Genomic DNA, 12,929 nt, shown 5'->3' on the forward strand with positions numbered 1-12,929 from the left:
GCCCGGCGGGGCCGACGGCCTCCGGCGGACGTGTTCCGGACACGCCCGGCACATGCGCCGGACGCGCCTCGGGCGTGCTCGGCACATGCTCCGGAGGTGTGCCGGACGTGTGCTCTACGGGATGCGCAGGGAGCAGACCCGGCTGTCCCGGTCGAGGACCCGCAGGTCCTGGATCATCTTCAGGGCGAGGCGGTGGTGGCCCCGCCCGTTGGGGTGGAGCCCGTCGTTGAGCAGGTCGAGCGGGACCTGCCCGTCGCCCGTCCAGTCGGTGTGGTGGTCGACGAAGACGGCGTTCTGCTGCGCCGCGACCTCGCCCATGACCTGCGCGTACCGCGAAAGTCCCACCCGGCCGGGCCACTTGGCCGGATCGACCGGATTGGGCGACTGGAGCACCGGGACCGGTGACCCGGGCAGGGCGCGCACCGAGCGCACGAGCGAGACGAGGTTGGCCCGGTAGGCCTCCGGGCCGAGCCCCGGGGTCGCGATGTCGTTCGTACCGATCATGATCGAGACGACCTCCGGGGAGAAGGCGGCGACCCGTTCCGCGAAGCCGGCGACGAGTTCGGCGCTGGTGGCCCCGCTCACGCCGGTGTCGATCACGAAGTCGCGGTTCTTCGGCTTTCCCAGCTCCCAGCGGACCCGTTCCGTCCAGTGCTCCGGGTAGCTGCGCCATCCGTCGGTGTGCAGGGCGCCGTGGGTGATGCTGTCACCGGTGAGCACCCAGGTGGCGGGCGTGTCGCCGTTGAGGATCACGGAGATCCGGCCCAGGTCGGCGGGGTCGGGGCGGGGGCTCTGCGCGACCAGTTCGGACTCGCCGAGCACCCGGTCCCACACCGCTGCCCGCTCGATCGTGCCGGTGCAGAACCACTCGCCGCCGGGGTGGTCGCTGTCCAGGTTGCGGCCCAGGGCCACGGCGCCCAGCCCGGGGACGTCGCCGAGGAAGGCGCGCCGCGCCGTCTCGAACACCATGCGTCCACCGGCGTGGAGCCGGGTGCCGGAGGGGCCGACGGTGACGGCGACGGTGTGCCGGAGGCCGTCGTCGTAGCGCGTCCGGGTCACGACGTCGATGAGCACCGCGCCCTTGTTCCGGGCCGAGAACCGGAGGGCGCCGCGGGACAGGTTCAGGGTGATGTCGGAGGAGGGGACGGTCGGGTCCGAGGCGCTGAACAGGGTCATCGCCTCGTTGTGGCTGGTGGTGCGGAAGGTGACGAGGACGGTCCCGGTGACGAGCGGGGCGAGTGCGCCGACCCGGTCCGACAGGTCGACGTACTCGGTGCCGTCCAGGTCCACCGGTGTGTCGTGGTCCAGGAGCGGGCCGCCGCCCGGGGCGGCGAAGGCGTGGCCGCCGAGCCGGGAACCCAGGGCCGCGGTGCCGGCGGCGAGGAGCATGGAGCGTCTGCGCACGGAAGAGCCTCCGGTCAGGAGTGTTCGGCCCGCCCCGACGGCGGGCCCGCGAACAGGGAACGCACCCAGGCCAGTTGCTCCCGCTGATGGTGTGCCGTGCCGCCCTCGTGCCCGTTGAACTCGTAGACCCGGACGTCCTTGGGGCCCGCGTAGTGGTTGTAGGCGGTGAAGCAGGTGGAGGGCGGGCAGATGTCGTCCATCATCGCGATGGAGAACAGCGCGGGAGCGGTGGCGCGGGTGGCGAGCAGCGCGGCGTCGAAGTACGACAGCGTGGTGAACGCCGTTTCGACGCGGTCGCGGTGGAGCTTCAGGTACTCGGCGATCTCGGTGTACGGCGGCCGGCCCGAGATCTCGGCGGCCCGCCGGAAGTTGCAGAGGAACGGCATGTCCGGCATCACCCCGGCCAGCCCCGGCACCAGCCCGGCCACCGCCAGCGCGATGCCGCCGCCCTGGCTGACCCCGGTGACGACGATCCGGTCCGGATCGATCCCGGGGTGGGCGCGCATCGCCTCCACGCAGCGCACCGCGTCGGCGAACACCCGCCGGTAGTAGTACGTCTCGGGGCTCTCGATGCCGCGGGTGAGGAAGCCGGGGACGGTGCCGGCCGCCCCGGCATCGGTGTCGGCGGTGGTGCCCGGTGCCGCCGACCAGCCCTGGCCGCGGGTGTCCATGATCAGGTGCGCGTGTCCGGCGGACGCCCAGAGCAGGTTCTCGTGGGCGAGGCCGCGCCCGCGCCCGTACCCCAGGAACTCCACGACGCAGCCGAGCGGTTCGGTGGCCCCGGCCGGCAGCCGCAGCCAGCCGCGGACCGGCCGCCCTGCGAAGCCCGGCAGCGACACGTCGTACGTACGGATGCGGGGGAGCCCGGCGTCGACGGGCGTGTACACCGGCTCCTCCCGCGGTGCCGGGCCGGGCGTGCGCGACCAGAAGGCGTCGAAGTCGTCCGGAACCGGCAGTTCGGGCCGGTGGACGCGGCATTCCGCGAGCGGGAGATCCGTCAACGGCATGGGGGTGCCCTTCTGGGTGCGACCGGGAGCTGAACGCCGACCAGCGGGACAGAAGACGTCAGATGTCCTGGCGGCACACGGACCCTAGGCAGCGCTCGCGGTGAGCGTCAAGGCCCCCGTCGGGCCGGGTTCGGTGCCGAGGGGGCCCGGAGCCTTCCGTCCGGGTCGGGCCCGGCCCGATCCCGACGGGAGGCCCGGGGTCCGGCTCCTCCGGGAGGGCCCGGAGGAGGGGCGGCCGGTTCGGGCGGCCGGGACGCGCGGGGTCAGCCCCGGGCGGCGTCGCGGGCCCGCGCCTCGGAGATCCGGCGCCTGACCGGGGCGTAGTGCTCGCCCAGCGCCTTCATGAAGCCGGCGATGTCGTCGGCCCGCGCGGCGTCCACGATGTTCTGGTGCGCCGCGATCGTCTCCATCTCGTCGGCCTGCGTGAACCCGTCGAGATGCGGCGCGACGATCGTGTACACGTCCCAGAAGGCCATCGAGAGCTGGCCGATCAGTTCGTTGCCGAGCGGGGCCACCAGCAGTTCGTGGAACGCCCGGTCGGCCTCCACGAAGCCGTGGCCGTCCCGGGCGCCGGTCTCGCGCATGGTGGTGACCAGCGTGTCCAGCTTGTCGAGCTGCTCCTCGTTGAGCAGCGAGACGATCCGGTCGGCCATCCCGCGCTCGAACAGCTCGCGCACGTCGACCAGGTCGGCCATCACCTGGAAGTCGTCGTCGGGGGAGAGCAGTCCGCGGAAGGTCAGGCTCTCCACCAGGGCGGACAGGCTCAGCCGCCCCACGTAGGTGCCGTGTCCGTGGCGCACCTCGACGATGTCCAGCGCGTCGAGGATCTTGACCGCCTCGCGCACGCTGGAACGGCTGGCGCCGAGCGCCTCGCACAGGGCCGGCTCGGTGGGCAGCGGGTCCCCGGGGCGGAGCCTTTCCTCAAGGATGTAGCGCTTGATGCCCTCGACGACTTCCTGCCGGAGCAACTGTCGGCCGGGCTTCGTACCGGACATGCGTGAACTCCCCACCTCTTGACCCCTCTCGATTGTCAAGCTACGTTCCCACGCTATCAAGGCATCAGACATCTGACGTCTTATGCCTTGCAGGTGGATCGACGCCCTTCGCGACCCCGTGTTCCCGACGCGCCCTTGATCCATCCGACGCAGTCACGTTCCACCCCCGATGTCCCTGGAGGACCCGTGCCCGAGCTGAGACCCGCCGGTGTCGAGCGCCGCACCTTCCTGCGTTACGCCAGTGCTGTCGGTGCGGCGGCCGCCATCACGGCGAGCCTTTCCGCCTGCGGCGGACCATCCTCGACAGCCGACGGCGCGGCGGGCAAGGGCGATGGGGACGGCGTCATCGAAGCCGGCCTCTCGTACCCCCTGTCGACCGGCTTCGACCCCATGATCACCTCCGGCGCCACCCCCTACGCCGCCAACATGCACATCTTCGAGGGCCTCGTGGACCTCGACCCGGTGACGCTCGTGGCCCGCCCCGCGCTCGCCACCGGGATGCCGGAGAAGATCAACGCCACCACCTACCGGGCCACGCTCCGCAAGGGCGCCACCTTCCACGACGGCTCGCCGGTCACCGCCAACGACGTGGTGTTCAGCTTCGAACGCGTCCTGGACCCGAAGAACGCCTCGCTGATGGCACAGTTCGTGCCCTTCGTCGACACGGTGAAGGCGGTCGACGCGAGCACGGTCGAGTTCAAGCTCAAGCACCCCTTCGCGCTCTTCCCGTCCCGGATAGCCGTGGTCCGGATCGTCCCGAGGAAGATCGTCGAGCCGGACCCGAAGGCGTTCGACGCCAAGCCGGTCGGCTCCGGGCCCTACCGGTTCGTCGAGGCCACCCGCGAGGACAAGATCGTCTTCGAGGCGTACGACAAGTACAACGGCGCCCACCCCGCCAGGGCCAAGAAGATGATCTGGCGCCTGATGTCCGACCAGTCGGCCCGCGTCAGCGCCATGGAGTCGGACCGCGTCCAGGCCATCGAGGACGTTCCCTACATCGATGTGAAGCGGCTCTCGGGCTCCGTGAAGACCGAGTCCGTGCAGTCCTTCGGCCTGCTCTTCCTGATGTTCAACACCGCCGACGAGCGGTTCGCCGACAAGCGGGTGCGCCAGGCACTGCACTACGCCCTGGACACCGAGAAGATCATCTCCACCGCGATGGTCGGCAACGCCGCACCCGCCACCGGCTATGTCCCCGCCACCCACCCCGACTACCACGAGGCCGCCACGGTCTACACCCACGACGTGGCGAAGGCGAGGCGGCTGCTCGCCGAAGCGGGCGTCAAGAACCTCTCCTTCACCGTCCTCACCACCGACACCGGCTGGGTCAAGGACATCGCCCCCCTGCTCAAGGAGAGCTGGAAGGCGGCGGGCGTCGAGGTCACCCTCGACATCGCACAGTCCCCGGCCCAGTACGCCAAGATCGACAAGGGCGACTTCGAGGTGCTGGTCGCCCCGGGCGACCCCTCCGTCTTCGGCAACGACGCCGACCTCCTGCTGCGCTGGTTCTACTACGGCTTCTGGCCCGAGAAGCGCTACGGCTGGGGCGGTTCGGCCGCCTACAAGCAGGTCAGGCGACTGCTCGACAAGGCCGCCGGCGCCGCCGACGACGCACGGCGCAAGGAACTGTGGGGCCAGGTCACCGACCTGATCGCCGACGAGGCCGCGCTCTACCCGATCCTCCACCGCAAGCTGCCCACCGCCTGGAACGAGAAGGCGCTGCCCGGCTTCAAGCCCCTGCCCACCACCGGCCTGTCCTTCCTGGACGTCGGCCGCGCCTGACCGGCCGGGCCCCGGACCGGCCGACCGCCCGACCCACCCGGTCCGGGACACCCCCGACCCAGGTGTCCCGGACCACCGGGACCTTCCGCCCCGACCGGCCCCGACCCGGACGGAAGACCCCGGCCCGCCCAACCGCAAGGAACCCGACGATGGTTGCTTTTCTCCGGCTCGCGCTGCGCCGCGTCGCGATGATGCCGGTGATGATCCTCGGCATCGCGCTGCTCGTCTTCGTGGTGCTGCAGTTCTCGCCGGTCGACCCGGCCTTCAACGCGCTCGGGGAGAGCGCCACCCCCGAGGCCCGCGCGGCCTTCGCCGAGGCCAACGGCCTCAACGACCCCCTCCCGGTCCGGTACGTCCACTTCCTGGGGCAGCTGCTCCACTTCGACCTGGGCTCGACCGTCCCGCCCAGCCAGCCCGTCATCGACCGGATCACGGCCGCCTTCCCGCTCACCCTCCAGCTGACCCTCCTCGGCCTGGCCCTCGCGGTCGTACTGGCCGTCGTGTCCGGCGTGATCGGCGCGATGTACCGGGACCGCTGGCCCGACCAGCTGTTCCGGGTCGTCTCCATGGCCGGGGTCGCCGTCCCGTCGTTCTGGCTCGGAGTCCTGCTCATCCAGCAGTTCGCCCTGAACACCCGCATCTTCCCGACCGGCGGCTACACCAACCCCGCCGACTCCTTCGGCGGCTGGCTGACCACCATGACGCTGCCCGCGATCTCCCTCGCCCTCCCCGTCTCCGCCTCGCTCGCCCGCCTGGTGCGGACCGCGATGGTCGCCGAACTCGACCGCGACTACGTCCGCACCGCCCGCGGCAACGGACTCCCGCCGCTCCTGGTGATCCGCTCGGTGCTGCGCAACGCGCTCGTCACCCCGCTGACCGTGCTCGGCATCAAGGTCGGCTACATGCTCAGCGGAGCCGTCGTCATCGAAGCGATCTTCGACCTGCCCGGCATGGGCAAGCTCATCCTCGAAGGCGTCACCGGCGGCGACGTCGCCCTGGTCCAGGGCACCGTACTGACCATCGCCATCGCGTTCCTGGTGGTCAACGTCATCGTCGACCTGCTCTACCTGCTGGTCAACCCGCGCATCAGGACGGTGTGACATGTTCGCCACCGGCCGTCTGGCCACCAAACTGTCCCGACCGGGCATCGCGTTCCGCTCCCTCCCGGTCACCTCCCGCATCGCCCTCGGCGTGCTGATCGTCGTCGTGCTCGGCGCCGTGTTCGCCCCGCTGTTCACCCAGGACCCGCTGACCACCGGCACCCCGGTGCAGGCCCCCGGCGCGGAGCACTGGTTCGGCACCGACCGGGCCGGCCGCGACGTCTTCGCCCGGGTCGTGCACGGCTCGCGCTACTCGCTGGTCATCGGCCTCGGCGCGACCGCCGTGGCCCTGGTGGCCGGGGCACTGCTCGGCTCGCTGGCGGCCACTTCCCGCAAGCTCGGCGACGAGTCCGTGATGCGGACCCTCGACGTCGTCATGTCCTTCCCGCCGATCGCGCTCGCCGCCGTGCTCGTCGCCGTCTTCGGCACCAGCGTCCCGGTGATCATCTTCACCATCGCGTTCGTCTACACCCCCTCCCTGGCCCGAGTCGTCCGCGCCAACGTGCTGTCCCAGTACGGCGAGGACTACGTGGCGGCCGAGAAGGTCATCGGCGCCCGCCGCGGCTACATCGTCCTGCGGCACGTCGCCGTCAACTGCATGGCCCCGGTCCTGGTGTTCGCCACCGTCATGGTCGCCGAGGCGATCATCTTCGAGGCCGGCCTCTCCTTCATCGGCGCAGGTGTGCAGGACCCCGACCCCAGCTGGGGCAGCGTCCTCGCCTACGGCCGGCAGATCCTCCTGGCCGGCGGCTGGTGGGCCACCTTCTTCCCCGGCCTCGCCCTGCTGATCACCGTCCTCGCCCTGAACGTCCTCTCCGAGGGGCTCACCGACGCCTCCGCGGCGCCCAGGAGCGCCCGCCCCGCCGCCGAGCCCGCCGCGGCCACCGGGCCGGACCCGGTCGAGGCCGCCCCCGCCGCCGACATCGACGCCGCGCTCGCCCGGCTCGCCGACCGGATCCGGGCCACCGAGCCCACCATCACCCCGGTCCGCGAGGACGCCGCCGAACTCCTCGTCGTCCGCGACCTCGCCATCCGCTTCCCCGACCGCTACGGCGACATCCCCGTCGTCGACGCGCTGAACTTCACCGTCCACGAGGGCGAGACCCTCGGCCTGGTCGGCGAGTCCGGCTGCGGCAAGTCCATCACCAGCCTCGCCGTCATGGGCCTGCTCGCCCGCAACGCCGAGGTCGGCGGCGAGATCCGCTACCGCGGCCGGAACCTGCTGGAGCTGTCGCCGAAGGAACGCCGCGCCCTGATGGGCCCCGAGATCGCGATGGTCTACCAGGACGCGCTCTCCTCCCTCAACCCGTCCGTCCTCGTCGGCACCCAGCTCAAGCAGCTCACCTCGCGCGGCGGCACCAGGACCCCCGCCGAACTCCTCGAACTCGTCGGTCTCTCGCCCGAACGCACCCTGCGCAGCTACCCGCACGAGCTCTCCGGCGGCCAGCGCCAGCGCGTCCTGATCGCCATGGCGCTCTCCCGCGACCCCCGGCTGCTCATCGCCGACGAGCCGACCACCGCCCTCGACGTCACCGTCCAGGCCCAGGTCGTCGAACTCCTCGTCCGGCTGCGCGACGAACTCGGCTTCGCGATGGTCCTCGTCTCGCACGACCTGGCCCTCGTCGGCGACCTCTCGCACCGCGTCGCCGTCATGTACGCGGGCCGCCTCGCCGAGATCGGCACCACCCGCTCCGTGCTCACCGGCCCCACCCACCACTACAGCCGCGGCCTCCTCGGCTCCGTCGTCTCCCTGGAGGCGGGCGCCGAACGGCTGCACCAGATCCGCGGCATCGTCCCCGCGCCCCAGGGCTTCGGCACCGGCTGCCGGTTCGCCTCGCGCTGCGCCGCCGCCACCGAACTCTGCCGCACGACCCCGCCCGCGCTCACCCCGGGCGAGGACGCCGAGGACCACGCCTTCGCCTGCCACCACCCGGCGAAGGCCGTACAGCTGGAAGGGAGCGCCCTGTGATCAGGCTCGAAGGCGTCCACGTGCGTCACAAGGCCCGCAGCGGCGGAGTGTTCCGCCGGGACGCGGTGCACGCCCTCACCGACGCCACCCTGGAGGTCGGCCGGGGCGAGATCGTCGGCCTGGTCGGTGAGTCCGGCTGCGGCAAGTCCACCCTCGCCCGCGTCCTGACCGGGCTCCAGAAGCCCACCGAGGGCCGGGTCCTCTTCCACGACCAGGACCTGTGGGGCATGCCCGGCGCCCGGCGCCGCGACGAGTTCGGCTCCGCCGTCGGCGTCGTCTTCCAGGACCCGTCCACCGCCCTCAACCCGCGCCTCACGGTCCGTCAGATCCTGCGCGATCCGCTCGACGTGCACCGGCGGGGCACCCGGGAGGAGCGCGAGAGCCGCGTGGAGGAACTCCTCGACCTGGTCGGCCTGCCCGGCCACACCCTCGCGGCCCTCCCCGGACAGCTCTCCGGGGGCCAGCGCCAGCGCGTCGCCATCGCCCGCGCCCTGGCCCTCGAACCGGAGCTGATCGTCGCCGACGAACCGACCTCCGCGCTCGACGTCTCCGTCCGCGCCCAGGTCCTCAACCTCCTCGTCGACCTGCGCGAACGCCTCGGCCTCGGCATGGTGTTCATCTCGCACGACATCCAGACCGTGCGCTACCTCGCCGACCGCGTCGCCGTCCTCTACCTCGGCCGGATCGTCGAGGAGGGACGCGCGGCGGACGTCGCCGGAAGCCCCGCGCACCCGTACACCGAGGCACTGCTCTCGGCGACCCCCAGCCTGCTGGAGTCCACCGAACGGATCGTGCTCACCGGCCCGGTCCCCTCGGCGACCAACCCGCCGACCGGCTGCCCGTTCCGCACCCGCTGCTGGAAGGCGGACGACGCGTGCGCCACGGTCTTCCCCGCCCCGGCCACCGGTCCGGACGGGCACCGCTGGCACTGCGTCCACCCCCAGCACTCCGGGGCCCCCGCCGGGGACCCGGCCCCCGTACCGTCCGCAAGGAGCACCGCATGACCGCCCGAACTCCGCGCCACTCCGGAGTGATCCCGCCCGTCGTCACCCCGCTCACCGAGGACGGCGGGATCGACCGGCCGTCCCTGGAACGGGTCGTGGGGCATCTGCTCGACGGCGGCGTCAGCGGCCTGTTCGCCCTCGGCAGCTCCGGCGAGACCGCCTATCTGACGCCCGCCCGGCAGGACGAGGTCATCGAGATCGTCACGGCCGTCTCCGCGGGCCAGGTACCGGTGCTCGTCGGAGCCATCGAGACCACCACCGACCGCGCGATCGAACGGGGCCGCGCCGCCGTCGGGCTCGGCGCCGACGCGGTCGTCGTCACCGCGCCGTTCTACACCCGCACCCACGACACCGAGATCGACCGGCACTTCCGTGACGTCGCCGCCGCCCTCGACGTGCCGGTCCTGGCGTACGACGTGCCGGTCTGCGTGCACAGCAAGCTCACCCCGGAACTGCTGCTGCCGCTCGCCGCGGACGGTGTACTGGCCGGTGTGAAGGACTCCAGCGGCGACGACGGATCGTTCCGCCGCCTGGTCATCGGGGCCCGCGACCTGCCGGAGTTCTCCGTGCTCACCGGGCACGAACTGGTCGTGGACGCGATGATGCTGGGCGGGGCCGACGGCTCGGTCCCGGGGCTCGGCAACGTCGACCCGCATGGCTACGTACGTCTCCACGAGGCCGCGGTGCGCGGCGACTGGGCCGCCGCCAGGGCCGAACAGGACCGGCTCGTCCGGCTCTTCGACATCGTCCGCGCGGCCCGCCCCGGCACGGCGTCCGCCACCGCCGCCGGCCTCGGCGCGTTCAAGACGGCCCTGATGCTGCGCGGGATCATCGCCACCAACGCGGTGAGCCCGCCGATGCGCCGCCTGGACGCGGCCGAGACCGCCGGGATCGCGGCCTGCCTGGACCGCGCGGGACTCTCCCGGATCTGACCGCAACCTTCCCGGGCCCGCGACGGGCCCGGGAACGACGAAGGGGCGGGGCCCTTCGTCGCAGCTCGGGCTGCGACGACGGACCCCGCCCTTTCTCTGCTTCCCTACCTGTTGATCGGTGACTTCCTGCTCGTCACCGCTGCCCGAGGGCCGATCCGGTCAGTCCCGCGTGGCGCGGGTACGGCGGACCAGCAGGGTCCCACCGAGCACCATGGCCGCAGCGGCCCCGCCGGCCAGGCCGAGCTTCGCGTCCGAGCCGGTGTGCGCCAGCTGCGGCGGCTTGTGGTGCGGCGGCTTGTGGTGCGGCGGCTTGTGGTGCGCAGGCTCGGGGTGGTTCGGGGGCATGGTGGGCGGGGTGGTCGGAGGAGTGGTGGGCGGCGTGGTGGGCGGCGTGGTCGGGGGAGTGGTGGGCGGGGTGGTCGGGGGGCAGTCCGGGGTGTGGTGGTGCGGCGGCTTGTGCGGCGGGTGCACCGGGGGCTTGTGCGGCGGGTGGACCGGGGGCTTGTGCGGCGGGTGCACCGGCGGCTTGTGCGGGGGGTGCACCGGGGGCTTGTGCGGCGGGTGGACGGGAGGCTTCGCGGGCACCGGCGGAACCGGCGGCTTGTGCGGCGGGTGGACGGGAGGCGGAGTGCTGGTGCCGCCCGACTCGTTCTCGCAGTTGTTCCCGGCCGCCGGGTTCAGCGCACCGATGACGTTGACGGTGTTGCCGCACACGTTGACCGGGATGTCGACGGGCGCCTGGACGACGTTGCCGGAGAGCACGCCGGGGGAGTTGGCCGCGACGCCCTCGGCGCTCGCACCCTGGCCCGCGCCACTGCCGGTGCCGCTGCCGCCGCTCTCGTTCTCGCACTCGTTGCCGAACGCGGGGTTCAGCAGACCGATCACATTGACGGTGTTGCCACACACGTTGACCGGTACGTGCACCGGCACCTGCACGGTGTTGCCCGAGCCGACGCCCGGCGAACCGACGGCCGCGCCCTCGGCGGAGGCATCCGCGAACGCGTACCCCCCGGACGCGGCCAGGATGCCTGACGCCGCCGCCATCACCAGCACGCTCTTACTCAAGGCTTTTCGCATTGGTGCCCTTTCCTAGGACATTCCGTGCGAGCGGAACGCTCGCTTGTTCGTACATCAGGCGATGCGGACGCCGTCGGGACGCCACCCCCGGAGACCTCCGTGCGCGAGAACCGGAGAGCGGTGGTCGCGGAAAACGTGGAGACCACGAAGACGTGTTCTTCATGTGCCGGGTACTGCTTCTGCCGGTCAAGCGCCCGAGCGCGCACGCTTGTGACACTCATAACGAGAAGATTTTGTTCAGGAAACTCACGCGGCCGTGGAAATTTCGTAACCACACGGATGGAGTAGCGCAAGTGGTCCTGGACCGACCCCGCCCGCGATGGCGGGGGGTACTCCGTATCGGCGCGCGAATACGGTATGGATTGCGGTGCGACGACCGGGTGCGCTTTTTCCTCGACCGGTCCGCGGGCGCCATTTCGCACGGTTGTGCGTGCGCTCCGGGCATTCGGGTGAAAGGCGGGAAGTACGAGAACCAAAAGCCCGGTCGCGAGTTGGGCAGGGGGCTCCGGTACGGGGCATCCGGTACGAGAAGGGTTGAAGCGTGATCAAGAAGGTTCTGGCTACGGGCGCCGTCGCCGCCTCCATCCTGGGTATGGGCGCGACGCAGGCCATGGCCATCGGTGACGACGGCGGCACGACCTCGATCAACGGCAACGGGGCCTCGCAGTCGTTCGGCAACGCCGAGACCCGTGGTGACGGCAGCCCGCAGTTCGGCCTGGTCCAGGGCAGCCTGAACAAGCCGTGCATCGGCCTGCCGGCCAAGGCCAACGTCGGTTCGGTCCTCGGCCTGATCCCGATCGCCGTTCAGGACGTCAATGTTCTGTCCTCGCCGCAGAACCAGCAGTGCACCGAGAACTCCACCCAGGCCAAGGGCGACGAGCCGCTGTCGCACATCCTGGACGGCATCCCGGTGCTCTCCGGCAACGGCGCCGGCAACAGCTGACCGGTGGCTGATCGACACCTGACCCAGCCGTAATGACAGGCCCGGGCCGCCGGCGTTCCTCCCCCCGGCGGTTCCGGGCCTGTTGCTGCCCTCCCGGGCCCGCGTACGGGCCCGGGAGGGGGGGAACACGTCGCGTGACCGGATGGGCCCGTCCGTGACGTCAAGTGATCGGTATTGCATCTTTCGGGCGATTCTTGAGGATTTTCAGCTCCCCGAGTTTCGCCCGCGGCCCTGAATCGTTACGAATGAGAGCGGCGGAGTTACGAGTGATCGGGATCGCGCTCGTGTGGCACGAAAGACGTGGCTGCTTCGGACTCCGTCAAAGAAAGGGAAAAACGTGAAGTACACCAAGGTTGCCGCCATCGCCGCAGGAACCCTCATGGCGATGGGCGCCGCCGCCCCCGCCTTCGCCGACTCCGGTGCCGAGGGCGGCGCCGCGAACTCGCCCGGTCTGGTGTCCGGAAACGTCATCCAGCTTCCGATCCACATTCCGGCCAACGTCTGTGGCAACACGATCGACGTGATCGGTGTGCTCAACCCGGCCTTCGGCAACACCTGCGCCAACGTCTGACCCCCGGTCAGTCGGGCCGAAAGCCCGTGACCGGAAGGCCCCGGAACGCATTTCCGCGTTCCGGGGCCTTTCCCTGCTCTTTTCGGGTTCCCGGAAATCGAACGAGTGGCCCCGGGAAAAAAGTGCCCCCGTCCAGTTGCCGGGC

At 71.4% G+C, this 12,929-nt stretch carries 11 protein-coding genes; 7 read left to right on the forward strand and 4 right to left on the reverse strand.

From position 1 onward, the window contains the following. Nucleotides 1–114: 114 nt before the first annotated feature. From ABZZ04_RS29200 to ABZZ04_RS29210, 3 genes are all read right to left on the reverse strand, one after another. Nucleotides 115–1,404, reverse strand: a complete 1,290-nt coding sequence (locus ABZZ04_RS29200) for a GDSL-type esterase/lipase family protein (protein ID WP_356935216.1) — start codon at nucleotides 1,402–1,404, stop codon at nucleotides 115–117. Nucleotides 1,405–1,418: 14 nt separating this feature from the next. Next, nucleotides 1,419–2,411, reverse strand: a complete 993-nt coding sequence (locus tag ABZZ04_RS29205; protein ID WP_356935217.1) for an acetylxylan esterase — start codon at nucleotides 2,409–2,411, stop codon at nucleotides 1,419–1,421. A gap of 263 nt (nucleotides 2,412–2,674) precedes the next feature. Next, nucleotides 2,675–3,406, reverse strand: coding sequence for an FCD domain-containing protein (locus ABZZ04_RS29210; protein ID WP_356935218.1), 732 nt, complete (start codon nucleotides 3,404–3,406; stop codon nucleotides 2,675–2,677). 186 nt (nucleotides 3,407–3,592) lie between these two features. On the opposite strand from ABZZ04_RS29210, the gene ABZZ04_RS29215 reads away from it, so the two are divergent. From ABZZ04_RS29215 to ABZZ04_RS29235, 5 genes are all read left to right on the forward strand, one after another. After that, complete coding sequence (locus ABZZ04_RS29215; RefSeq protein WP_356935219.1) at nucleotides 3,593–5,188, forward strand: ABC transporter substrate-binding protein; 1,596 nt, start codon at nucleotides 3,593–3,595, stop codon at nucleotides 5,186–5,188. 149 nt (nucleotides 5,189–5,337) lie between these two features. Continuing rightward, complete coding sequence (locus ABZZ04_RS29220) at nucleotides 5,338–6,288, forward strand: ABC transporter permease (protein WP_356935220.1); 951 nt, start codon at nucleotides 5,338–5,340, stop codon at nucleotides 6,286–6,288. Between the two features lies 1 nt (nucleotide 6,289). Next, nucleotides 6,290–8,257: a dipeptide/oligopeptide/nickel ABC transporter permease/ATP-binding protein gene (locus ABZZ04_RS29225; RefSeq protein WP_356935221.1), complete on the forward strand. Its 1,968-nt coding sequence runs from the start codon at nucleotides 6,290–6,292 to the stop codon at nucleotides 8,255–8,257. Beyond that, nucleotides 8,254–9,261 (forward strand): ABC transporter ATP-binding protein, encoded by a 1,008-nt coding sequence (locus ABZZ04_RS29230; RefSeq protein WP_356935222.1) that lies wholly within the window; start codon nucleotides 8,254–8,256, stop codon nucleotides 9,259–9,261. The genes ABZZ04_RS29225 and ABZZ04_RS29230 overlap by 4 nt, the downstream gene beginning before the upstream one ends. Then, nucleotides 9,258–10,193, forward strand: a complete 936-nt coding sequence (locus tag ABZZ04_RS29235) for a dihydrodipicolinate synthase family protein (RefSeq protein ID WP_356935223.1) — start codon at nucleotides 9,258–9,260, stop codon at nucleotides 10,191–10,193. The genes ABZZ04_RS29230 and ABZZ04_RS29235 overlap by 4 nt, the downstream gene beginning before the upstream one ends. A 159-nt stretch (nucleotides 10,194–10,352) precedes the next feature. On the opposite strand, the gene ABZZ04_RS29240 is transcribed toward ABZZ04_RS29235, so the two are convergent. Next, entirely contained in the window at nucleotides 10,353–11,270 is a 918-nt protein-coding gene (locus ABZZ04_RS29240) for a chaplin (protein ID WP_356935224.1), read from the reverse strand. A gap of 541 nt (nucleotides 11,271–11,811) precedes the next feature. Here ABZZ04_RS29240 and ABZZ04_RS29245 point away from each other — a divergent pair. Continuing rightward, entirely contained in the window at nucleotides 11,812–12,213 is a 402-nt protein-coding gene (locus tag ABZZ04_RS29245; RefSeq protein WP_356935225.1) for a rodlin, read from the forward strand. Between the two features lie 337 nt (nucleotides 12,214–12,550). Next, entirely contained in the window at nucleotides 12,551–12,784 is a 234-nt protein-coding gene (locus ABZZ04_RS29250; protein ID WP_356935226.1) for a chaplin, read from the forward strand. Nucleotides 12,785–12,929: the final 145 nt, after the last annotated feature.

Source organism: Streptomyces sp. NPDC006435 (assembly GCF_040612315.1).
Lineage (GTDB): Bacteria > Actinomycetota > Actinomycetes > Streptomycetales > Streptomycetaceae > Streptomyces.